General features: G+C 53.3%; 20 protein-coding genes and 2 pseudogenes. 14 read left to right on the top strand and 8 right to left on the bottom strand.

Translation table 11 applies throughout. The annotated features are described in order from the left end of the window. Window positions 1-264 precede the first annotated feature (264 nt). Window positions 265-1,703, top strand: a pseudogene (locus ACLHV9_RS06105) (phage tail protein). A gap of 123 nt (window positions 1,704-1,826) precedes the next feature. On the opposite strand, the pseudogene ACLHV9_RS06110 reads toward ACLHV9_RS06105, so the two are convergent. Continuing rightward, a pseudogene (locus ACLHV9_RS06110) lies at window positions 1,827-2,063 on the bottom strand (DinI family protein); the annotation flags it as partial. Window positions 2,064-2,149: 86 nt separating this feature from the next. Here ACLHV9_RS06110 and ACLHV9_RS06115 point away from each other — a divergent pair. The 8 genes from ACLHV9_RS06115 (at window position 2,150) to pheP (ending at window position 10,176) form a co-directional block, all read left to right on the top strand. After that, the gene (locus ACLHV9_RS06115) at window positions 2,150-2,389 is read left to right on the top strand and encodes a hypothetical protein (RefSeq protein ID WP_127851061.1); all 240 of its coding nucleotides are present in this window, start codon (window positions 2,150-2,152) and stop codon (window positions 2,387-2,389) included. Further along, window positions 2,389-2,778 (top strand): S24 family peptidase, encoded by a 390-nt coding sequence (locus ACLHV9_RS06120; RefSeq protein WP_335234582.1) that lies wholly within the window; start codon window positions 2,389-2,391, stop codon window positions 2,776-2,778. The genes ACLHV9_RS06115 and ACLHV9_RS06120 overlap by 1 nt, the downstream gene beginning before the upstream one ends. A 267-nt stretch (window positions 2,779-3,045) precedes the next feature. Beyond that, window positions 3,046-4,266 (top strand): cytochrome P450, encoded by a 1,221-nt coding sequence (locus ACLHV9_RS06125; protein ID WP_108090664.1) that lies wholly within the window; start codon window positions 3,046-3,048, stop codon window positions 4,264-4,266. 330 nt (window positions 4,267-4,596) lie between these two features. Then, entirely contained in the window at window positions 4,597-5,613 is a 1,017-nt protein-coding gene (locus ACLHV9_RS06130; RefSeq protein ID WP_028018455.1) for an iron ABC transporter substrate-binding protein, read from the top strand. A 24-nt stretch (window positions 5,614-5,637) separates the two neighbouring features. Then, window positions 5,638-7,212, top strand: a complete 1,575-nt coding sequence (locus ACLHV9_RS06135) for an ABC transporter permease (RefSeq protein WP_028018454.1) — start codon at window positions 5,638-5,640, stop codon at window positions 7,210-7,212. A gap of 1 nt (window position 7,213) precedes the next feature. Beyond that, window positions 7,214-8,245 (top strand): ABC transporter ATP-binding protein, encoded by a 1,032-nt coding sequence (locus tag ACLHV9_RS06140; RefSeq protein ID WP_049007434.1) that lies wholly within the window; start codon window positions 7,214-7,216, stop codon window positions 8,243-8,245. A 149-nt stretch (window positions 8,246-8,394) separates the two neighbouring features. Then, window positions 8,395-8,670, top strand: coding sequence for a DUF1471 family periplasmic protein YahO (gene yahO, locus ACLHV9_RS06145; protein ID WP_108090662.1), 276 nt, complete (start codon window positions 8,395-8,397; stop codon window positions 8,668-8,670). 117 nt (window positions 8,671-8,787) lie between these two features. Then, window positions 8,788-10,176 carry a phenylalanine transporter gene (pheP, locus tag ACLHV9_RS06150; protein WP_028018451.1) on the top strand — a complete coding sequence of 463 codons (1,389 nt, stop codon included), beginning with the start codon at window positions 8,788-8,790 and terminating at the stop codon, window positions 10,174-10,176. A gap of 44 nt (window positions 10,177-10,220) precedes the next feature. Here the strand turns inward: pheP and ACLHV9_RS06155 are convergent, their stop codons facing one another. Both ACLHV9_RS06155 and ACLHV9_RS06160 read right to left on the bottom strand, forming a co-directional pair. Further along, window positions 10,221-11,465, bottom strand: a complete 1,245-nt coding sequence (locus ACLHV9_RS06155; protein WP_108090661.1) for a mechanosensitive ion channel family protein — start codon at window positions 11,463-11,465, stop codon at window positions 10,221-10,223. Window positions 11,466-11,531: 66 nt separating this feature from the next. Beyond that, complete coding sequence (locus tag ACLHV9_RS06160; protein WP_028018449.1) at window positions 11,532-12,968, bottom strand: MFS transporter; 1,437 nt, start codon at window positions 12,966-12,968, stop codon at window positions 11,532-11,534. Between the two features lie 107 nt (window positions 12,969-13,075). On the opposite strand from ACLHV9_RS06160, the gene ACLHV9_RS06165 reads away from it, so the two are divergent. Both ACLHV9_RS06165 and ACLHV9_RS06170 read left to right on the top strand, forming a co-directional pair. Beyond that, window positions 13,076-13,945, top strand: a complete 870-nt coding sequence (locus ACLHV9_RS06165) for a helix-turn-helix transcriptional regulator (protein WP_108090660.1) — start codon at window positions 13,076-13,078, stop codon at window positions 13,943-13,945. After that, window positions 13,942-14,970: a DUF2157 domain-containing protein gene (locus ACLHV9_RS06170; protein WP_108090659.1), complete on the top strand. Its 1,029-nt coding sequence runs from the start codon at window positions 13,942-13,944 to the stop codon at window positions 14,968-14,970. Before ACLHV9_RS06165 ends, ACLHV9_RS06170 begins: the two co-directional genes overlap by 4 nt. A 34-nt stretch (window positions 14,971-15,004) precedes the next feature. On the opposite strand, the gene nfsB is transcribed toward ACLHV9_RS06170, so the two are convergent. From nfsB to ACLHV9_RS06185, 3 genes are all read right to left on the bottom strand, one after another. Further along, window positions 15,005-15,658: an oxygen-insensitive NAD(P)H nitroreductase gene (nfsB, locus tag ACLHV9_RS06175; RefSeq protein WP_108090658.1), complete on the bottom strand. Its 654-nt coding sequence runs from the start codon at window positions 15,656-15,658 to the stop codon at window positions 15,005-15,007. Between the two features lie 120 nt (window positions 15,659-15,778). Beyond that, window positions 15,779-16,147: an MmcQ/YjbR family DNA-binding protein gene (locus ACLHV9_RS06180; protein ID WP_108090657.1), complete on the bottom strand. Its 369-nt coding sequence runs from the start codon at window positions 16,145-16,147 to the stop codon at window positions 15,779-15,781. Next, a complete protein-coding gene (locus ACLHV9_RS06185; protein ID WP_028018444.1) occupies window positions 16,137-16,727 on the bottom strand; it encodes a TetR/AcrR family transcriptional regulator in 591 nt (196 codons plus the stop codon). Before ACLHV9_RS06185 ends, ACLHV9_RS06180 begins: the two co-directional genes overlap by 11 nt. 190 nt (window positions 16,728-16,917) lie before the next feature. Between ACLHV9_RS06185 and ACLHV9_RS06190 the strand changes: the two genes are divergently transcribed. Further along, on the top strand, window positions 16,918-18,021 hold the full coding sequence (locus ACLHV9_RS06190; protein WP_028018443.1) for an MBL fold metallo-hydrolase: 1,104 nt from the start codon (window positions 16,918-16,920) through the stop codon (window positions 18,019-18,021). A gap of 32 nt (window positions 18,022-18,053) precedes the next feature. Next, window positions 18,054-18,395: a RamA family antibiotic efflux transcriptional regulator gene (locus ACLHV9_RS06195; RefSeq protein WP_049007437.1), complete on the top strand. Its 342-nt coding sequence runs from the start codon at window positions 18,054-18,056 to the stop codon at window positions 18,393-18,395. Between the two features lie 55 nt (window positions 18,396-18,450). On the opposite strand, the gene ACLHV9_RS06200 is transcribed toward ACLHV9_RS06195, so the two are convergent. Further along, the gene (locus ACLHV9_RS06200) at window positions 18,451-18,699 is read right to left on the bottom strand and encodes a DUF1158 domain-containing protein (protein ID WP_028018441.1); all 249 of its coding nucleotides are present in this window, start codon (window positions 18,697-18,699) and stop codon (window positions 18,451-18,453) included. A 488-nt stretch (window positions 18,700-19,187) separates the two neighbouring features. Here ACLHV9_RS06200 and ACLHV9_RS06205 point away from each other — a divergent pair, with 488 nt between their 5' ends. Continuing rightward, complete coding sequence (locus tag ACLHV9_RS06205) at window positions 19,188-21,896, top strand: cation-transporting P-type ATPase (RefSeq protein WP_108090656.1); 2,709 nt, start codon at window positions 19,188-19,190, stop codon at window positions 21,894-21,896. Between the two features lie 31 nt (window positions 21,897-21,927). On the opposite strand, the gene ACLHV9_RS06210 is transcribed toward ACLHV9_RS06205, so the two are convergent. After that, entirely contained in the window at window positions 21,928-23,049 is a 1,122-nt protein-coding gene (locus ACLHV9_RS06210) for a YbdK family carboxylate-amine ligase (RefSeq protein WP_108090655.1), read from the bottom strand. Window positions 23,050-23,124: the final 75 nt, after the last annotated feature.

Below are 23,124 nucleotides of genomic sequence, written 5' to 3' on the forward strand. Positions count from 1 at the left end.
AATATTGTGGTTGTTGAGGGCTGGAATATCCCAGCCCTCTTTTTCACTAATTATTAATTCATACCAATTGAAAGCCGGGCAGCCTGTATAGGATAATCCATCTGGAATTGATATTCAGTAGTGTTACTCGCGCAACCCAGCTAATGTGGTTAAAATCAAGAAAAGAAATGTGTATACTTGTTTCATCTAAAACATCACAGTTTATTTAATATCTTAACTATACCCCTTTTCAGTCTAGTTGTAAATATGGGTCAGGAGAAGAAAATGTCAAAAGGCACCCTCACACTTACAAATAATTCAGATACCTAACAGGTAGCGGTACTGCCTTTACTTCCGAGTTAACCGTCGGCGATTTTATTGTAGTGACTATCGGCGGTATTCCTTATACACTACCCATCAAAACTATAGACAGCAATACTTCATTGACCATAGTTAGCAACTATACCGGGCCTACGCAGGGCGGCGCTGCATGGTATGCTGTTCCGCGTGTTGCCATGAGCCTTGTTACTGCTGCGCTGGTGGCGCAAAGTGCTGAAGCGCTGCGTGGACTGAATTACGACAAACAGAACTGGCAAAGCATTTTTTCCGGAACTGGCAATGTTACGGTAACACTGCCGGATGGAACGACATGGACTGGCCCTGCGTGGAATGGCATTTCTAATACCATCTCGGGAATTTCTGATGCCGTCTCTGACATTTCTGATGCCGTCTCTGACATTTCTGATGCCGTCTCTGACATTTCTGATGATCTATCCGGGAAGGCGGCAAAAGGGCAAAACAGTGACATCACCTCCATTACAGGACTAACTACGGCTTTGTCTGTGGAGCAGGGGGGAACAGGATCAAAAACCGCAGCAGGTGCACGCGCTAACCTTGGACTGGTGATCGGTTCTGAGGCGGGCAATATTTTTCCTCTTAAACAAAGACTCATTTACCCTGACTTTTCATCCTCTTTCCCGGTAGCTGGAAGTGCAGTTCCAGGCTTTAATTTTTTAACTACTATATGGAATGGCTGGTGTACGTCAGCAAGTGACTACACGTTAAATACCGGAGGGCCAAATCCTTCACAAAACGGGACAGGGTATGCCTACGCTCAAAGCTTGAGTCTAGGTAATCAACAAAGTCGAACTATGTTTTTTGTACCGTATACGATCACTGGTAATTCAGGAAGCTTGTGCTGGCAGGGTATATTTAATGGTGTATTAACACCAATGGTAACAACTCGTGATACCAGAAATACCACTGTTGACAGTAACGGTTTTATAAAAGTAGCGTCTCCTGTTGTGAAAATTTATGGTGATGGCAATTACAAAACCAACGATGAATCAGAAGGCGTTACGGTCACTCGTCTGGATGTAGGCCAATATCTCATTGATGGGTGTGAAGCACTCAATTCAGACGCTGCCTGGGGCGGTATTGACGGAGGTTTTGAGATTCCTACTGACAGGAATAAGCAACCGCTCATATGGCTGGATTATGAGGTTAACGCCGACGGCTCTGTGCTGGTAAAAACATATCACCGCGCCCATACTTCAGCTCCAGCATTTGCCAGGAATGAGCGTGCTGGATTGGCAGATGGCGAGCCGGTTGACATCCCGGCTGACCAGTTCGTCAGCGTTCGTGTAGAAATGCCAGCGAGTAGCATCTGGAAACAGAAACAGAAACAAACGGAAGTGGCTTTAAAGCAGGAACAGTGGTCTTAAAAAAACCGCCGTCCATTTTGTGTAAGAATGAGCGGCGGTTGATTGCTCAGTGTTCATGCCCGAGCAAACGCCGGGAATATTACCCGAACAAGATTTATAGGCCAACCTGGCGAACAGTCGGAACTCTGAAACCAACCACATATCGGACTCTTCAAACATTTCCTCCAGCATGCGGTTCAGCTTTTCCCGATCGCTTTTGCTGGCATCACTATTCAAGCCGTTCGCCTGCATCGGCTTTACCTTCACTTCGGCATCCGGAAAAATTTTGTGCACCCGCTTTGTTAGTTCAGCCAGGATGATCTCTCTGGCTCCTTCGAGCACCGCAACATTACGTTTGTCATATACCAGTTCAACAAACATTGCTATTCCTCTTTCCTAACTTGATCTGTAATCATAAAAATACTACTGTATATGCATACAGTCAATAGTCCAAAGAGGGCGCTCTTATGCCTCGTCAACCTGATATACGTGCAGCCTTTTTAGCGGCCATACAACAGAATCCAAAGGGATATCTTTGCCTGCATACAGACAGGTTCATCGCTGAACTGCAGGAGAGACACTGGCATTTCAGCCAGGCGGATGCGAATTCATGGATCGAGCGCAATCAGCCAGGCTTCGCGGATAAGACGACGGATGGCAGCGACAACCGTTATTGGATCCTACGTAACATGGGGAGGGTATTCTGATGGGCTTTCCTTCGCCGGCTACGGATTACGTTGAACAGCGTATATCGCTTGACGAGCGCATCATCACCAGGCCAGCGGCTACGTACTTTATGCGGGCAGGTGCAACGCATTACCGGGAAGGTATCCTCAACGGTGCTTTGCTGGTTGTCGACGCGTCACTGTCTCCATGTGATGGTTCATTGCTGGTTTGCACAGATAGCGGTGAGTTTAGGATTAAGCGGTATCGCACACACCCGGAGCCTCATCTGGAGAATCTGGAAAATGGCAAGAGGGAGGGTCTGCCGGATAAGAACGAAGCATCAGACACATCGCGTCCGGTGTTCGGAGTGATAACCTACATCATCAACGATGCGCGTTCTGGAGAATTTGATGATTGTCCAGTGATGTGAGACAGAAATGGGACACACAAAGCTTTGCATCGGTTTGCAAGGCTTTGCATGTTTTTCGAAGATGGGACGTGTGAGCGCCGTAGTAATGGGATAAGTTATTGTTAGCTCGGGTAGTTCCAGGAACTTCTAAGCCGTAGGTCGTAGGTTCGAATCCTACAGGGCGTGCCATTTGATCCCCGTAATCCCCCAGACTCCATCGCCATACTTGAACTGAAACATATCCCTGCTTAACTCAATGGTGATTAATCCTGTGATGAGGGCTCACCCATGGCATATGTCGACAAAGCGCTTCGGTTTAATCCTGCCTCTCCTGTCTTTCAGGAGAATCTTCACGACGTCTATCACCATATGCGAAACCATCAGCCGGTGACGCGAATCGGGAAAACATGGGTGCTTACCCGTTATCAGGACGTGTATCAGGCAATGAAGGAACGTGCATTCGTCTCTTCAGGTATCCCTGAAGACGTGCATGCTGTACTGGAAAAAGAGTGTTTTAACCTTCCGCCCCGGCTGCGGGATCTTCTCTACGGCATTGTCCTTTTTGAGGAGGGAAGTGTTCATCGCGCTCACCGTCAGGCTCTGCAAGCTCTGTTTACCGGCGAATCCTGGAGGGCATTAACCCATCTCATCTCACACGAATCACATTCAGTGGTAGCCGCTTTACCCACAGCTCGCCCGTTTGACGGAGTTCGGCAGATTGCAGCGCCGCTATGGGGGAAGCTTTTCACCGTATGGCTTAACCTGCCGCAGGCGCAACAGGAGGTGGTGGAGCAAGAGAAAAGTGCCATCAGGCTATTGCTGGATCCCAGCGCCATTGACCGTGAGGGGCTTCAGAGGCTGATAAAAGCGCTCTCCCGTCTGGATGATAGCTTTCTCCAGCTCGCACAGGCGCACAGAGAAGGTTACGATTCGCTGTTTTATCGCAGCCTGCTGAAAGGATATGGCGGAGATGGGAATGCGCTTTATGAGCGGTTTAGCACGGACTGCATCACGATGCTTATTGGCGGCAGTGAAACCAGCGAAGCGCTAACCGGAAACCTGCTCTATATGCTGGCATTGCATCCGGAATTGCAGGATGGGGTCAGAAATAACACGCTGCGGATGAAAGAGATAGTAAGCGAAACGATGCGCTTTGAATCGCCGCTTCAGATGGGCAGGCGGAAGGTTGCGGCTCCTGTGCATTTTCTGGGGCGTGAACTGAAGGCTGGCGATAACGTGTTGCTGTGCCTTGGCTCCGCTAACCGGGATGAACGCGTTTTTGAAGAGGCGTCGCGCTTTATTCCGGGCAGAAAGAATGCACAGCGACAGCTAGGGTTTGGAGCAGGTGTGCACCAGTGCATCGGGCAGTTGCTGGCGCAGTTTCAGGCTGAAAATCTGGCGACGGCCCTGAGCAAGCGAGGGATTACCGCTTTGGACGGTGAGGCGAAATGGTCGAATCGAAGTCTGATCCTGAGAACGCTGGAGACACTTCCGCTTAAGATCGACTAGTGCGATAACAGGACAATGACATGAAGGGAGTCATTTTTTTCTAATGCCCTGTGGTCGAATTTTTATTCTTTTCTTTTCGGTTAAATAACGGCTTAATAAATAGAGTGCTAATTATCTTTTATTAGGGCTGCCCTTAAGGATTTCTTAATCTTTATTTTACTCCATTTTTAAATCTGGATTTTTATCACTTTAAACACCTCTATAATGAAATTTTACACTTTTACGCTAAAACTGGATTGATACTAATTATCATTAGCGTTTTTGTATGCTTTAATCCTGTCCCACAAAGCTATGCGTTGTTAATCACGTTGGTCAATTAAGGATATGTTCATGAATTCTCGTCTGCTGTCATGTTTCTCCCTTGCCTTGTTGTCTTCATCACTTTTACTTTCTACACAATCAGTTGCGGCCGATAACAACGAGGGTATCGTTGTCTACAACGCGCAGCACGAAAACCTGGTTAAGTCGTGGGTTGACGGTTTTACTAAAGAAACCGGTATTAAAGTAACTCTGCGTAACGGTGATGACAGCGAGCTGGGTAACCAGCTGGTTCAGGAAGGCAGCGCATCGCCAGCAGACGTATTCCTGACGGAAAACTCGCCGTCCATGGTTCTGGTGGATAATGCCAACCTGTTCGCGCCGCTGAATGCAGATACCCTGAAGCAGGTACCAGCAGAATATCGTCCGGCGCACGGTCGCTGGATCGGGATTGCTGCCCGCAGCACGGTGTTCGTGTATAACCCGGAAAAACTGACCGAACAGCAGCTGCCAAAATCGCTGATGGATCTGGCGAAACCTGAGTGGAAAGGCCGTTGGGCGGCATCACCGTCAGGCGCAGATTTCCAGGCCATCGTGAGCGCAATGCTGGCCCTGAAAGGCGAGAAGGCGACTCTGGAATGGCTTAAAGCGATGAAAACCAATTTTGTTGCCTACAAAGGTAACAGCACCGTCATGAAGGCCGTCAATGCCGGTCAGATTGATGGCGGCGTGATTTATCACTACTACCGTTTTGTCGACCAGTCCAAAACGGGTGAAAACAGCAAAAACACCCAGCTCTACTATTTCAAACACCAGGATCCGGGCGCGTTTGTGAGCCTCTCCGGCGGTGGTGTACTGGCATCCAGCAAACACAAAGAGCAAGCACAGGCGTTCATCAAATACATCACGGGTAAAGAAGGCCAGGAAAGCCTGCGTACCAACAATGCCTTTGAATATGCTGTGGGTGTAAATGCTGCCTCTAACCCGAAACTCGTTCCGCTGAAAGATCTCGATGCGCCGAAAGTTGAACCTTCAACGCTCAACAGTAAAAAAGTTATCGAGCTGATGACACAAGCCGGTCTGCTGTGATCCTGAGAGTAAAGTGAACGTCTTATGTCTGGTCTAAGTCTCGACATCGGCAAAAACAGAGTGCAGGAGCCTGCTCGCAGGCGTCCTGCACTGCCGATGGTTGCGTTAGCTGTCCTGTTTTCATTAATGGCGCTTCTGCCTTTAGGTTTTATCATTGCCATTGGCATTGAGACGGGCTGGGAGACGATTAAGGCGCTGGTGTTCCGCCCGCGTGTAGCTGAGTTGCTCAGCAACACGCTGTGGCTGACGGCGTTAGCGGTTCCGCTTTGTATTGTGACAGGCGTAGCAATCGCCTGGCTCACAGAGCGCACGCAGCTTGCCGGACGAGGGATCTGGTCTGCGCTGGCGGTGGCTCCGCTTGCTATCCCCGCGTTTGTACAAAGTTATGCGTGGGTAAGTGTTGTTCCGTCGATGCATGGACTTTCTGCAGGCGTGTTCCTCTCCGTGCTTGCCTACTATCCCTTTATCTATATGCCGGTAGCGGCGGTGCTGCGCCGCCTTGACCCGACGCTGGAAGATGTGGCCGCTTCGCTCGGCACGCCGCCGTGGCGGGTCTTTTTCCGCGTGGTGCTGCCACAACTCAAACTGGCTATCTGCGGCGGCGCACTGCTGGTGGCGCTGCACCTGCTGGCGGAATATGGCCTGTACGTGATGATCCGTTTTGATACCTTCACCACGGCGATTTATGACCAGTTTCAGTCTACCTTCAGCGGTCCTGCCGCAAACATGCTGGCGGGTGTACTGGCCTTGTGCTGTCTGGCTATCTTAGTGCTGGAAGGCGTGACTCGCGGAAAAGCACGCTACGCGCGCATTGGTGCTGGTGCTGCACGTGAACAGAAGCGCTGGCCGCTGAAACCCGCGGCGGCTGCGCTGGGTCAGCTGTTTTTCATCGTGCTGATTGTTCTGGCACTGGGCGTGCCATTAATTGTTCTGTGTCGCTGGATTTGGCTCGGCGGTGTGCAAAACTGGATGAGCGCCGATCTCTGGCACTCACTGCGCCAGACGCTGATGCTTGGTGTGGGTGGTGCTCTGTTGACGACAGCGTGTGTGATCCCCATCGCCTGGCTCGGAATTCGCTACCCCCACCGCGTTTTTCGTATGCTGGAAGGCTGCATCTACATCACCAGTTCGCTGCCGGGGATTGTCACCGCGCTTGCGCTGGTCACTGTCACCATTCATTACGCCCGTCCCATTTACCAGACGGAAATTACCCTGTTCCTTGCCTATCTGCTGATGTTTATGCCCCGCGCGCTCATTAACCTGCGTGCCGGGATAGCACAGGCACCGGTGGAACTGGAAAACGTGGCGCGCAGTCTTGGCAGTACGCCGGCGAAGGCACTATGGAGCGTCACGATGCGGCTGGCTGCGCCAGGTGCGGCAGCGGGGGCGGCACTTGTTTTCCTCGGTGTCAGCAACGAGCTGACTGCGACTCTGCTGCTCTCTCCGCTGGGCACGCGCACGCTCTCCACCGGGTTCTGGGCGCTGACCAGTGAAATTGACTATGTGGCCGCAGCGCCTTACGCAATGCTGATGATCCTGATTTCACTCCCGCTGACCGCCATTCTCTATATGCAGTCGAAAAAAATTGCAGGGCTTTGACATGCTTGAATTAACCTCCATTTCTAAAACATTCTCTGATGTGCAGGTGCTCGACAGCTTAAACCTGAGCGTTGCCCCCGGGAGCCGGACGGCAATTGTCGGGCCATCCGGGTCAGGTAAAACCACGCTGCTGCGAATTCTTGCCGGTTTTGAAACACCGGACACCGGGCGCATTGTCATGCAGGGGCGAACGTTGTTCGATGAGAACAGTTTTGTCCCCGCCCACCTGCGCGGGATCGGTTTTGTTCCTCAGGAGGGGGCATTGTTCCCGCATCTTAATGTGGCAGATAACATTGCCTGGGGGCTGGACGGTACCCGTCATGAGAAGCGTCAGCGTATTGAAGCGCTGATGGATATGGTTTCGCTGGACAGGCAGCTTGCGACGCACTGGCCGCATGAGATTTCCGGTGGGCAGCAGCAGCGTGTGGCGCTGGCCCGCGCGCTGGCCCAACGTCCTTCATTGATGCTGCTGGATGAGCCCTTCTCAGCGCTGGATACGGGCCTGCGCGCGATGACGCGCAAAGCAACGGCCGATCTGCTGGCCGAAGCGGGCGTTGCCTCCATTCTGGTCACCCACGATCAGAACGAAGCGTTGTCGTTTGCCACCCAGGTTGCCGTCATGCGTGCCGGACGTTTTACCCAGGTTGGTACGCCTTATGAAGTCTACACACAGCCTGTTGACGAAGAAACGGCGCTGTTTCTTGGAGATGCGGTGATCCTGCCAGCTCAGCTCAATGCCGGGATTGCCCTGTGCGCGCTGGGTGAGGTGCCGACGGACAACGCGCATGCGACAGGAGAGGGCAGGGTAATGATGCGCCCCGAACAGCTGCGCGTAACGGCATGTGCAGCGCATGAAAGCCCGATCTCGATTCTTGATGTGGATTTCACCGGTCAGCTGTCGACGCTCACCCTGGGATTAGCCGGGCAACAGCAGCCTGTGATTCTCAAGACGGTAAGCCAGCCTGGGTGGAACCCTGGGACGTCGGTACGCATTGATATTGCTGGCACGGCGCGTGTTTTTGAATATTCTTAATAGTCGTTAGTAATTTCATGCAACGGGTTGTTATAAAAGAATTTTCCAGGACGTATGGCATTTCCTGAGATTCTCTACCATGCTCATAAAACCTCACCATAATGTGTGAGGTTTTTCGTAGTTGCTGATTAATCTCAAGGAAAAAGGTTATGAAAAAGACAACGGCTATTTTGTTGGGAACTGCGTTACTGTTTACGACCAATGCGTTTGCTGCCCAACTGCTGACAAAAAATGAGTTCAAGAAAGTTGCGTCTCAGTATCAAAAAATCGGTTCGGTAAGCACCTCGAATGAAGTATCGGTGGATGACGCAAAAAAAGAGCTGATTGAAAAAGCGGATAAGAAAGGCGCGGATGTGCTGGTGCTCACTTCAGGTAACACCAACAATAAAATTCACGGTACGGCTAATATTTACAAGAAAAAATAATGACACCACAGCCACTCCGATATCGGGGTGGCTGCCCGAGGTTCCACCCAATCCCTTGCTACCTCCAGCATGAAGTGTTAAAACGTGCCCCTTCTAAAAAAGAGACAGGGGTAGGACGTGAAAGACGCGTCATCCGCTTCAGGCAACGGTAGTGCTGAAGCTTCGTCGGAACAGAATCCGACGCTGCAACGTGGTTTGCAAAATCGACATATTCAGTTAATTGCCCTCGGCGGCGCAATTGGTACCGGGTTGTTTCTCGGTATCGGTCCTGCGATTCAGATGGCTGGCCCGGCGGTTCTGCTGGGTTACGGTATCGCCGGGGTTATCGCCTTCCTGATCATGCGCCAGCTCGGTGAGATGGTCGTTGAAGAGCCGGTTTCAGGCTCCTTCGCACACTTTGCTTATAAATACTGGGGCCCGTTTGCAGGCTTCCTGTCCGGCTGGAACTACTGGGTGATGTTCGTGCTGGTGGGGATGGCTGAGCTGACGGCGGCTGGCATCTATATGCAGTACTGGCTGCCGGACGTTCCGACGTGGATTTGGGCGGCGGCCTTCTTCATTATCATTAACGCCGTTAACCTCGTGAATGTGCGCCTGTATGGTGAAACCGAGTTCTGGTTCGCGCTGATTAAAGTGCTGGCGATTATCGGTATGATCGGCTTTGGCCTCTGGCTGCTGTTCTCAGGTCACGGTGGCGAGCGTGCCACTATCGACAACCTGTGGCAACACGGCGGTTTCCTGGCAACGGGCTGGAAGGGGCTTATTCTCTCTCTTGCCGTGATTATGTTCTCCTTTGGCGGCCTGGAGTTGATTGGCATCACCGCTGCTGAAGCGCGCGATCCGCATAAAAGCATTCCTAAAGCGGTCAACCAGGTGGTGTACCGTATTCTGCTGTTCTATATCGGTTCGCTGGTGGTGCTGCTTGCGCTCTACCCGTGGGTTGAGGTGAAGTCTGACAGCAGTCCATTTGTGATGATTTTCCACGATTTGAACAGCAACGTGGTGGCCTCTGCGCTGAACTTCGTCATTCTGGTGGCATCACTTTCGGTCTATAACAGCGGTGTCTACTCCAACAGCCGCATGCTGTTTGGTCTCTCTGTGCAGGGCAACGCGCCGAGGTTTCTAACCCGCGTCAGCCGTCGTGGCGTGCCGGTGAATTCGCTGTTGCTTTCTGGCGCTATCACGTCGCTGGTGGTGTTGATTAACTATCTGTTACCGAAAGAGGCCTTTGGCCTGCTGATGGCGCTGGTGGTTGCCACGTTGCTCCTGAACTGGATCATGATCTGCCTGGCGCACCTGCGTTTTCGCGCGGCAATGCGCCGCAAGGGGCGTGAAACACAGTTTAAGGCGCTGCTCTATCCGGCAGGTAACTATCTCTGTATCGCTTTCCTGGGGCTGATTCTGGTGCTGATGTGCACGATGGATGAGATGCGCCTGTCGGCGATGCTGCTGCCAGTGTGGGTGATTTTCCTGTTTGCGGCGTTTAAGCTTTCCCGCAAGAAATAGTGCAGTTTTCGCCAGGTAGCGTTGCGCTTACCGGGCTTAAATGCTTATTTCGCGATAACACCTGCCAGAGATCGAATGTCGTTTCCGGTGGGGGACTGGTGAATACGCAGCCCAAATTCATCCACCACCGCGAAAATATGGTCGAAGATGTCGGCCTGAATCTCCTCATATTCTGCCCAGATCACCGTGTTGGTGAAGGCATATATTTCAATCGGCAGACCATTCGCGTCAGGCGCTAACTGGCGCACCATCAGCGTCATATCTTTGCGAATACGCGGGTGATTGCGCAGATATTCATTCAGGTAGGCGCGGAAGGTGCCAATATTGGTCATCTTACGCAGGTTTAATACCGACTCCCCTTCACCGTTCTCCTGATTCCACAGGTTTATTTCCTCGTGCCGCGCGGCCATATAGGGCTTAAGCAGCTTCGCCTGAATCAGGTGCTGCTGTTCCTGCTCGTTGAGAAAATGAATGCTGGTGGTATCAATATTCAGACTGCGCTTAATACGTCGCCCGCCTGAAGCCGACATTCCGCTCCAGTTGATAAAGGCATCGGACACCAGCGCCCATGTTGGGATCGTTGTGATGGTGTTATCGAAGTTTCTTACTTTCACGGTGGTCAGGCCAATATCCGTCACCGTGCCGTTCGCGCCGAATTTAGGCATTTCCAGCCAGTCGCCCAGCTTGAGCATATCGTTGGCGGACAGCTGTATTCCGGCGACCAGCCCCAGAATCGGATCTTTAAATACCAGCATGAGGACTGCGGCCATCGCACCCAGCCCGCTAATCAGAATGGCGGGGGATTGTCCAATCAGCAGGGAGATAATTAAGATGCCCACCAGAATCGCACTCACCAGCTTGATTCCCTGGAATATCCCCTTTAGCGGCAGCTGTGACGCGGTGGCCATTTTCTGCGACAGATTGAAAATCACATCCAGCAGGGAGAAGAAGGAGAGAAGCGCATAGACCATTACCCACAGCTTCGCGCAGGTGGTGAGTATTTCAGCCGCTTCGCTGCCTTTTTGCAGCCACAAAACCGCCTGAACGTTAACGATTATCCCCTGAAGGGTAAAGGCCAGACGGTGAAATAACTTATTCTGGGTAATGATCTGTAACCACAAATGGCTACTGGCCTGCGCGCGTTTCTCAAAAACGCGCAGTACCCCTTTGTGCAGAATAAAATGAACGATAAGGGCAGTAAGAAAAATAATACCAAAGATAATCACTAAAGAAGTGGTGTGATTAATTTCAATGCCTAACTCTTCAACCTGAGCAATTAATTCCTGCATAACGTCTCCTGTATTGATGCAGCCCCATAATGGCGGCTGCAAACCTGTTATGCAAATCTACCTGGCTTATTTAGTGACGTGGCAGGTCTTCACCACGGGCAGACACAGACGATGACGCATACGTAATGTTGCCAGCGCAAGAATAAGCATCAAACCTGTTTCGACGGCCAGGAAGAGGTTTATCGCCTGAGTAAAATCCCCGTGATGATTCCTCAGCCCGTGCAGCAAAATTGCGCCAAAAATGGCCGGACCAAGACCGAGTGCCGCCTGCTGAAGCGTACTCAGGATCGCACTCGCGGCACCGGCATCATCAGGCTGGATGTCGCGCATCCCGATGCGGTAGAAGCTGTTGACGATCAGCGCCTGTCCATATCCAACCAGGCCGGTCGCCGGAACCAGGGTCAGCGTTGTGTTGTTCATGCCCCAGAGGCGGAATGTGGCGATCAACGCCAGCAGGCCGATAATCTGGATCGCCAGCCCGGTCAGCAGGATCGTGCTGGTGCTGTAGCGGGCGATCATACGCGGGGCAAACCATGCTGAAATAAAGTAGGTCACACCCAGGGCGATAAAACTGTTCCCCGACTGCCACGGCGCCATCCCGAGGCCGGTTTGCATGGTCAGCGCCATACAGAACATAAACCCGGACCAGACGCTGAAAAAGAGCATCGCAATCAGCACGCCAAAGCGAATGCTGCGAAGCTGTATCAGACGCGGTGGGATCAGCGGATGGGCATCCTCACGCTCTTTTTTACGGGCATTCAATACCATCAGATATCCCAGCGGGATAATCGCAATCAGCGCGGCCTTCAGCGGCCATGACCAGTGCCACTGCGGGCCGAGGGCCATCGGGAACAGCAGACAGCAGAGGATCACTGCCAGCAACACGGTTCCCGCCCAGTCAATGCGCGACGGCGTTTCGCGACGGGTTTCCGGCACATAGCGACGGCTTAACGCCAGAACCACCAGACAGATTGGCACGTTGATAAAGAACGCGTTACGCCAGCCCAGCCCGGCGATATCCGCCGATACCAGCCAGCCGCCACCCATCTGCCCGACGATAAACGCGATCCCGCCGATCCCGCCAAACAGGCTTATCGCTTTGGCGTGGGCCGTACCTTTCAATGTGACATGCAGCGTGGCGAGAATTTGCGGCATGATCAATGCCGCGCCAGCACCCTGCACAATGCGCGCAGCAAGCAGTTGTTCAATATTCCCCGAAATCCCGCACAGCAGCGAGGCCAGGCCAAAGATTGCCACTCCCCACATAAACAGACGACGACGGCCAAGGTTGTCCCCCAGCTTGCTGCCGAGCGCGAGACAGACGGCGAAGGCCACGCCGTATAGGGCGACAATCAGCTCCAGCTCGGTGGCGGTGGCATGCAGAGAATGGGTGATGGCGTCCAGCGCCACGTTGGTGATTGAGGTATCAATCATGGGCAGCATCTGGCCGGTTAACAGCAATATCAGGCCTGCGCGACCCGGTGAAACAACTGACGTATTCATGGTAACTCCATTGCGTCATTCATCAGATGGTCGTAGCATCAACTATCTGATAAACGGGTACCAGTTCTTGCTTATACTGGTACTGACACTACCATGCAGGGGGATTTATGGCGCTGATGTCTGAACCTGTCGTCTCACTTCAGGATGACACCCGAAAACAGCTGGGGGCATTTCTGCGTGCCCGTCGCGAAAGCCTTGATCCGCAGCGTCTCGGCCTTCCGCGCAGTGGTCGTCGACGCACGCCAGGGTTGCGCCGGGAAGAGGTCGCTCTGTTGGCTGACGTGGGTGTGACCTGGTACACCTGGCTTGAGCAGGGCCGGGATGTTAATCCTTCCAGCGCGGTCATGGCCGCCGTCGCAAAAGCACTGCAATGTACCCCGACTGAAGCACGGCACCTGTTTGTACTGGCCGGATTACCACCGGGTGAAGCACCGCAGGCGACCTGCTGCGAGGGGATCAGCGAAGGTACGCGCCGCCTGCTGGATACGCTGATGCCAAAACCGGCCAGTATTCAGAAACCGAATTTCGACATCGTGGCGTGGAACGACAGCTTTGGCCATCTGATGGGGGTCGATTTCAATGCTATCCCGCCGGAAGATCGCAACTGTATTTATCTGTTCCTCACGCATCCTGCGTGGCGTGCCCGGCTTGGCCGGCGCGACGATGTACTGCCGATATTTGTCTCCTATTTCAGGGCGGCGATGGCCGAGCATCGGGGTGACCCGCTGTGGGAAGCTAAACTGGCACGCTTCTTCGCGGTATCTGACGAGTTTAAAACCCTGTGGCACCAGCGCAACGAGGTGCGCGGCGTGGAAAACCAGCTCAAGCTATTCACCCATCCTGAACTTGGGGAGTTTACCCTGCAACAAATGTACTGGTACTCTGCTCCTCGCAACGGTTCGCGACTGCTGGTTTATCTGCCAGTGGATGACGCGGGGGAGAAAGCAATGGAATGGCTGGCGGAGCAGGCTAAATGAAGGTGACCCGAAAACAGGAGCGACTTTTACGTCGCGCACTCGATGAGTGGCAACAGGACGGTGTGTTAACCCACGACGAACACCAACGGCTGACCGGGACCCTGAAACGCGTCTCCATGGACTGGCAGCGCCTTAGCCGCTACGCCTTCTGGACGGCGCTCGCCTGTGTGATCATCGCCATTGGCAGCCTGTTCTCCGACAGTGAGTTGATGGCGCGTATTATCGAATTCTTCGCTTTCTCTTCTTTCGCCCGCATCGGGCTACCGGCGGTGATTGCGGTGCTGTTTTATCTGTGGGGATTCAGCCGACAGCGGCGGGAAACCCAGTGGCACTACAGTACTGAGGCGATCCTGTTCCTTGGGGTCTTCTTTACCGCCATCGCGCTCTGGCAGCTTGGCGAACGGCTCGATAACGGCAGCGGCCACGTGGCACCGTTGTTCCTGGCAGGCTGTGTGATTTACGGGCTGGTGGGCTTTTTTGGTCGCTCGGGGCTGGTGTGGCTGTTTTTCCTGCTCTCACTTGGCAACTGGTTTGGTGCTGAGACGGGCTATGTATCCGGCTGGGGCGCGTACTGGCTGGGGATGAACTACCCGGTACGGTTTATCTTCTTCGGTGGCGGACTGCTGGCGTTGTGCTGGGTTCTGCGGGCGTTATTGCAGGCGCGACAGCTCTACACGACCAGCAAAGCAATGGGGTTAACGTACCTGTTTGTCGCCCTGTGGATCATGTCGATATTTGGCAATTACGATATTGATAACTGGTACAGCGTGACGCAGGCATCGCTTCTGCCGTGGGCGCTGCTGTTTGCGGTGGCTGCGGTAATCTGTATTTATATCAGCCTGAAAACCGACGACGGTATGCTGCGCGGCTTTGGTCTGACGTTTCTTGCCATCAACCTTTATACCCGCTATTTCGAGTACTTCTGGGACGGCATGAATAAGGTGGTGTTCTTCCTGATTCTGGCGGCGTCGCTGGCGGTGATAGGGCGGTATGCGGAGCGGATTTGGCATGCTGGCGGCCGGTAAAACGTAACGGGCCGCACTGAGCGGCCCGTTTTGTTTAGCACTCGGTCACAACCGTGCTCAGCGGCAGGCGAGATTTCGGCAGCGTGGCATTGAAATCTTCCACGCTGTGGTGGCCAACTGGCACCACCACCAGGCTGGTAAAGCCTTTCTCTTTCAGACCAAATTCTTCGTCGAGGATCGCGGCGTCGAAACCTTCAATCGGTACCGCATCCAGACCCATCGCCCCCACACCCAGCAGGAAGTTACCGACGTTCAGATAAACCTGTTTCGCCATCCACTGGTCGTCATCTTTCAGATCCACGCGGTGCATGTCAGCAAAATAGGTGCGGCCTTTGTGGTTCGCGGCTTTCGCTTCAGATGTCGCAAAGCGGCCATCAGCTTCTTCCTGATCCACAACGCGTTCCAGCCAGGCATCATCCATCGCCGTTTTCGCGCAGAACACTACCACGTGAGAAGCATCCAGCATTTTGCGTTCGTTGAAGACATAGGTGCCCGCAGCAGACTTCGCCACGCGTGCTTTACCTTCCTCGGTGCTGGCAACAATAAAGTGCCACGGCTGGGAGTTGGTGCTGGACGGGCTGTACTGCAGCAGGGTTTTGATTTTTTCCGCTTCTTCAGCGGTCAGTTTTTTGCTTGCGTCGAACGCCTTGGTGGAGTGGCGTTTCAGGGCGACAGAAATGATATCCATAACAACTCCTGGTGATGAAATTCGCCCGTGCGCGGGCGCGAAAGGTGAGCAGATTACAGCGCGACGCGGAAAAAGATAAGTGCAATTCGAGCGCTTATTCTGTTCGTCTCAGACGAACAATCAAGCCGGACGGATCCACTTCTGGTCTTTTTTCGGTAGCTTATCCACCACCAGATGCCAGGAATCATTGATGAGGTCGGTAACCAGGTCCGGTGTCACATCGTCAGTGCCGTAAAGGGAAATCCAGTGCTTTTTACTCAGATGGTAGCCCGGCTCTATCCCGCGATAGATCTGCTGATTAAGCAGGGATTTCTCCGGGTCTGATTTCAGGCTGACGTGTGGTCTCCCGTGCGCGACGGCCACAATCATGAAAATTTTTCCGCCTACTTTAAACACGTCAAACTCCGGCCCGAAAGGCCAACAGTGTTCGGTGAACGGCAGCTCCAGCGCCACGCGTTTTGCGTGCTCCTGCAAGGCCTTACTCTCCATCGCTCTCCTCCTGGGCAAGCCCGCGCCACATCACCTCAAAGCCGAGCGCTTTAAAATCAACGGCGCGGGAAGGATCGCGGGTGGCAAATTCCATCGTCGCTTCGGCCAGCGATAAAAACAGCGCATCGCCGAACGTTTTAAATTCATCAGACATAAATACATGACGCACCGAGCGGCGGCAGAGTTCATGCAGCTCGGGGAACATCTCTTTCACAGCCTGCTCAGTTTCAGCGTTGATCTTTTCACTCACGCCAAGCTGGCGAATCGCGGCGTGGGCGAGAGGGTTTTTGATCCCCCAGTCAACGTAGCTGTTCCAGATGTTTCGCGTGTGCTCTTTTGGCGTGGTAAGGCTGCGATCCAGGTTGGACAGCATTGCCTGACAGAGATCCTGCTTCAGGTGCAGATAGAGGGCATTCAGCAGATCGTCTTTGGTAGCAAAGTAGCGAAACAGAGTCCCTTCGGCGACGCCCGCGTTTCGGGCGATGAGTGCCGTTGAGGCGGCAATACCTGACTGTGCAAACGCCACCGTTGCGGCTTCCAGCAAGGCCTGTTTTTTATCTTCACTCTTCGGACGTGCCACTAAATTTTTCCCCCTGTCAATTATAAAAACCCTGATTGAAACACGTGCTTTGACACGCTGCAACGCGGAATGTCAAAGATCGAAAACGTCTTGACGACTTTATCATCACATCTATAATGAGTGCTTACTCACTCATAATCAAGTTTACCCCGCGCAAACCATCGGATGGGGCGCGTTTTCGGGTCAGGATATGAAAAAGCCTCAATTCATCTGCGTGGTGTTTGTCATGATTATTGCTTCAGCTGCAAGTTTACCGTTTGTCCTGAATGCCGGATTTGGCCAGTCCCCGCAGGGGGCTCAGCTCACGGAAGTCGAGGCTTCCCCACAGCATCGTGACGGGAAATTCCATAATACGTTGCCGACACCGGGTTATAACGGCGACAAAAATATGCTGGTGGCGATGTGGGAGTTTCTGACCCAAAAAACGGAAAACGCACGCCCGGCTCAGCCGCTGCCGATGGTGAAAACCGATCTTGCGAGCCTGCCGCTGGAGCAGGACACCCTGGTGTGGCTTGGTCACTCTTCCTGGTATCTCCAGCTGGCGGGCAAACGCATTCTGATCGATCCGGTGCTGGGCAACTATGCCGCGCCGTTCTCGTTCCTGAATAAAGCCTTCGCCGGTGAATATCCATGGCGCGCTGAGAGCATGCCGGAAATCGACCTGCTGATTATCTCGCACGATCACTACGATCATCTGGATTACGCCACCATCAGGGCATTACTGCCGAAAGTGAAGCGTGTGGTGACACCGCTGGGTGTCGGATCTCACCTGCGTTACTGGGGGATGAAACCAGAGATTATCGACGAGCGAGACTGGAACCAGTCGGTGCACATCAGTGATGAATTGACGGTGCATGTACTTCCGGCGCGTCACTTCTCCGGACGCGGTATCAAACGCGATCAAACCTTGTGGGGCAGTTTTATGTTCGTTACGCCAGAGCAGAAGGTTTACTACAGCGGTGACTCCGGGTACGGCCCGCACTTCAGGGCTATCGGCGAACAGTTTGGCGAGGTGGATTTAGCCATTATGGAAAACGGCCAGTACGACCAGGACTGGAAGTACATCCACATGCTGCCGGATGAAACGGCGCAGGCTTCAGCCGATCTTAATGCAAAAGCCGTCGTGCCCGGGCATAACGGGCGCTTCGTACTGGCGAAACACACATGGAACGACCCGCTGATCCAGCTGGCAAAAGCCAGCAAGGACAAAAACTATCGGCTGCTGACACCGGAGCTGGGTGAGCCTGTTCGGGTGAGCGATACCACGCAAACATTTCGTGAATGGTGGGAATAATGTTTAAACGAGAAGCAGAAGGGGAGAGCTGTATGACCATTTCCGCTCAAGTCATTGATACCATCGTCGAGTGGATCGACGACAACCTGCATCAGCCATTACGTATTGACGAGATTGCTCGCCACGCGGGTTACTCGAAATGGCACCTGCAGAGACTCTTTATGCAGTACAAAGGGGAGAGTCTGGGACGTTATATCCGTGAACGCAAGCTGTTGCTGGCGGCGCGCGATTTGCGCGAATCAGACGAGCGCGTCTATGAAATCTGCCTGCGCTACGGGTATGACTCGCAGCAGACGTTTACGCGCATCTTTACCCGCACGTTCAACCAGCCGCCCGGAGCATACCGCAAAGAGAATCATAGCCAGGCGCATTGAACATATCGAAATTCAGGCCGGGTAAGGCGTAGCCATTACCCGGCTTTTTTATGGCTTACGACGCCAGTGAAAACCAGCGACGCCAGACGAAACGCAACACGAAGAATTCGATAACCCCAAGCAGTAAAAACCACAGGCAGAACAAAATGGTGTAAAGCTGGTTAAGATCGACCATATGGAAGGTGGTAACCAGTTTCTCCGCCAGCACCAGCCCAGGCGAGGGCGCAGGAAGCAGCAGGCACGAAAGCAGGGCCAGCAATAAAATGCCTCCCGCGGTGAGCAGTGATTCTAACGGGTGTTTCATCTTAATGTTAATCGTCAGTTAAAAATGTCATTGTCCGGCATCCCGGAACGTAAAGCAATATAAACCCGCCTACTCGATTTCAAGAAAATAATCGCCGTAATCTGTGTGTCAATCACAGGAATAAAATATTATCCGGCAGACAATTAAATTAATATCGCGTTATGTCAATAAATGTCTGCGTTACGAAAATAATTTTACAAATGTATAGGTGCTATAACCAATTAACGTGGCAATAACAATGGCTGCGATAATGTATAACGCCAGGCGGCGCCCGCGATAAATACCAAACATGGTTCCTCCTCGTTTAGATTTGGTTTAGAAACATTTTGTAAAAATTAGCTCATCGAAATAGTTTTAAACAGTTTTGAATAACCGAGACGCAATTATATTGCGGTAGATCAATTTTACCCGCAAGACTTTAAAATGAATTTATTTAAGCCAGAAAGGAATTCAGGCTTCTCTTCACCGGATATTGAAGGAAAAATACGATGACTGAAAAAAAATTGTCCCCAAACGTGCCGCCTTCCGGCGGGCTGGCATATCAGCAGAGCGTCGAGCAGGTGCTTACCCACACGCAGAGCCAGGCCAGCGGTCTGGACCGTGTAGAGGCGCAGGCGCGTCTGCAAAAATCAGGTCCGAACGCGCTGCCGGAGAAAAAAGGTAAACCCGCCTGGCTGCGTTTTTTGGCCCATTTTAATGATGTGCTGATTTATGTCCTGCTGGCCGCCGCCGTATTAACGGCAGTAATGGGCCACTGGGTTGATACGCTGGTTATTTTGGGTGTCGCAGTCATTAATGCGTTAATTGGCCATGTTCAGGAAAGTAATGCGGAAAAATCCCTGAAGAGTATTCGCAATATGCTCTCCAGTGAGGCGCGCGTTATTCGCAACGGCAATCATGAAACTATACCGACAACTGAAATAGTCCCGGGCGATATTATCGTATTACGTGCGGGAGATCGTATTCCGGCGGATATGCGTCTCATCGAAGCGCATAATTTACGGGTAGAAGAAGCGATTTTGACCGGTGAATCCACGGTTGTGGATAAACACATTTATCCGCTGAACGGTGAATTACCGTTGGGCGATCGTACCAACATGGTCTTCTCCGGAACGACCGTAAGTGCGGGCGGCGGCGTTGGCGTGGTCACCGCGACCGGTAAGGATACGGAACTCGGCCACATCAACCAGATGATGGCGGGCATCGAAAAGCACCGCACGCCGCTGCTGGTACAAATGGACAAGCTGGGTAAAGCGATCTTCGTCATTATTCTGGCAATGATGGCTGCGCTGTTTGTTTTCAGCCTGGTATTTCGTGAGATCCCGATGGGCGAGTTACTGCTCTCCCTGATTAGCCTGGCGGTAGCATCCGTACCGGAAGGCCTGCCGGCGATTATCTCCATCATCCTTTCTCTGGGCGTGCAGGCGATGGCGCGTAAGCGGGCCATTATCCGCAAACTGCCGACGGTGGAAACTCTGGGAGCAATGACCGTGGTCTGCTCGGACAAAACCGGCACCCTGACCATGAACGAGATGACGGTAAAAGCCATCATCACCGCTGACAGCTGCTATCGTGTAGATGGTAACAGCTACGAGCCGGTGGGCAATATTTACCTGGAGGGGAGCGACGAGCCCATACAAATCCAGCCTGGCACCGTGCTGGAGCAGTACCTGCGTACCATTGACCTGTGTAATGACAGCCAGCTGATTCAGGACGAGCGCGGTCTGTGGGGGATTACCGGCGGGCCGACCGAAGGCGCACTAAAGGTACTGGCAGCGAAAGCTCATCTTGAGCCGGTCATGACCACGCTGGTTAACAAGATCCCGTTTGACTCGCAGTATAAGTACATGAGTACTCACTACCAGGTCGGCAGTGAGGAGCAGATTTTAATTACCGGCGCGCCAGATGTGATTTTCGCCCTGTGCGCGCAGCAGCAGAGCCGTAACGGTACACAAGATTTCGACCGCGCGTACTGGGAAACCGAGATGGAGCGCTATGCGCGCCAGGGGCTGCGTATGGTGGCAGCAGCGTTCAAACCGACGAGCGGCGAGCAGGCGTTAACCCACGATGCGCTGAAGCACGGTCTAATCTTCCTCGGTATTGCCGGGATGATGGACCCACCGCGTCCGGAAGCCATTGCGGCGATAAACGCCTGTCAGCAGGCGGGGATCCGCGTGAAGATGATCACCGGCGATCACCCGCAGACGGCAATGAGCATCGGCCAGATGTTGGGGATCAGTAACAGCGAGCAGGCCGTAACGGGTTATCAGCTGGAGAAAATGGACGACGCCGGGCTGGCTGAAGCCGCGGTGAAGTATGACATCTTCGCCCGTACCAGCCCGGAGCATAAGCTGCGCCTGGTGAAAGCGTTGCAGGATAAAGGTGAAATCGTCGGCATGACCGGTGACGGTGTTAATGATGCCCCGGCGCTGCGTCAGGCGGACGTGGGCATCGCGATGGGCATCAAAGGCACGGAAGTGACCAAAGAGGCTGCGGACATGGTCCTGACGGACGATAACTTCGCCACCATCGCCAGCGCGGTGAAAGAGGGGCGTCGCGTTTACGACAACCTGAAGAAGACCATCCTCTTCATTATGCCGACCAACCTCGCGCAGGGGCTGCTGATTGTCATTGCGCTGCTGGCAGGAAATATCATTCCGCTGACCCCGGTGCTGATTTTGTGGATGAACATGGCCACTTCCGCCACGCTCTCCTTCGGCCTGGCCTTTGAGGCCGCCGAACGCAACATCATGCGTCGTCCACCACGTAAGACCGGACAGCACGTGATGGATGCCTACGCCGTGTGGCGCGTGGCCTTCGTCGGCACCATGATTGCCATTGCGGCCTTTGCACTTGAAGCCTGGCTGGCCCCGCGCGGTCACAGCGCGGAGTTCATCCGCACCGTGCTGCTACAGATGCTGGTCTGTGCCCAGTGGGTCTACATGATTAACTGCCGCAACACGGAATCATTCTCCCTGAACCGCGGCCTGCTGGCGAACAAAGGGATCTGGCTGGTGACGGGTGTGCTGTTCCTGCTTCAGGCGGCGATTATCTACCTGCCATTTATGCAGATGCTGTTTGGTACGGAAGCCTTACCGCTGCGTTACTGGTTCGTGACCCTGGCGGTCGCTGGTGTGATGTTCTTCGTCGTCGAAATCGAGAAGCGACTGACCCGCAGGTTCCGTAAGGCTGTATAACGTAAACACCTCTCCCCAGGTGGGGAGAGGGTTACGGAGCGGTTGCCCATAGTTCGCAATGTTTTTGCACCAGGGAGATAAGTGAGCCACCGTCTGCAATAAAGTCCCGCATGCGTTGCGCCTCGCTCTTGCCCTGCTTTAACAGCAGGGCAATTTCCGTTATCGCACTTGTCGCGCCGAGTTTCTCGGCCGACGGTGCAACCTGCTCCAGCAGCCAGTCGATCTCTTCTGCAACAGTCTTCTGCTCGCCGGTGTAAACGTCCGTCAGAATGCCCTCTAACCCGTAACGGCATGCCTGAAAACGGTTAAAACGATACAGCAGAAAATCCCGCTCCTGATGCTTATAGGGCCGCGCGGTCAATAGCCAGTGTGACGTAGCCTGAATTAACCCGGCAATATTGATCGCGTGGCCGAGCGTCAGCGGGGTATCCATCACCCGCACCTCCACGGTGCCAAAATGTGGGCTGGGACGAATATCCCAGTGCAGATCTTTAATGCTGTCGACCATGCTGGTGGCACTCAAACGGCGGAACAGCCCTTCAAACTCCTGCCAGTTGTTAACCCACGGCATTTGGCCGTTATCCGGGAATCCGGAAAAGATATTAAGCCGCGACGAGGCAAACTTCGTGTCTGTGCCCTGCATGTACGGCGATGCCGCCGCCAGGGCAATGAAGTGCGGCACAAAACGTGACAGGCCGTGCAGCAGATAAATGGCGTCATCCCCGGTCCGGCAACCGATATGCACATGCTGGCCGAACACCGTCGCCTGCAAAATCAGGTAGCCAAAGCGCTCCAGCGTGATGTTATAGCGCTCGTCGTCGCACACTTCCTGACGCTGCCATTTCTGGAACGGATGCGTTCCGCCGCCGCAAATCTGAATATGCTGATCCGCTGCCGCTCGCAGGATGCTTTGCTGAATCACAGAGAGCTGTGCTGCCGCCTGGTCGATGTTCTGACACACCCCAGTAGCGATTTCGAGCATGCTTTCGGTGATGTCGTGTTTGACTTCACCGCCTTTGATGTCGTTTTTAACGGCGGCGATAAGGGCTGAGGAGTCCTGGCTGAGATCGTATCCAGGCGGGTTCACCACCTGCAGTTCGAGTTCGATGCCAAGAGTGAAAGGTTCGGAGGAATGGAAATCGGGTAAAGGCATGGCGCACTCCGTTGTCTGTTATGTGTTGAGTATAGACAACGAGGGTGGCGCGCTCGTCTCAGGGTGGTATAACTG

The organism is Enterobacter sp. CPE_E890, assembly GCF_046521475.1.
Taxonomy (GTDB): Bacteria; Pseudomonadota; Gammaproteobacteria; order Enterobacterales; family Enterobacteriaceae; genus Enterobacter; species Enterobacter adelaidei.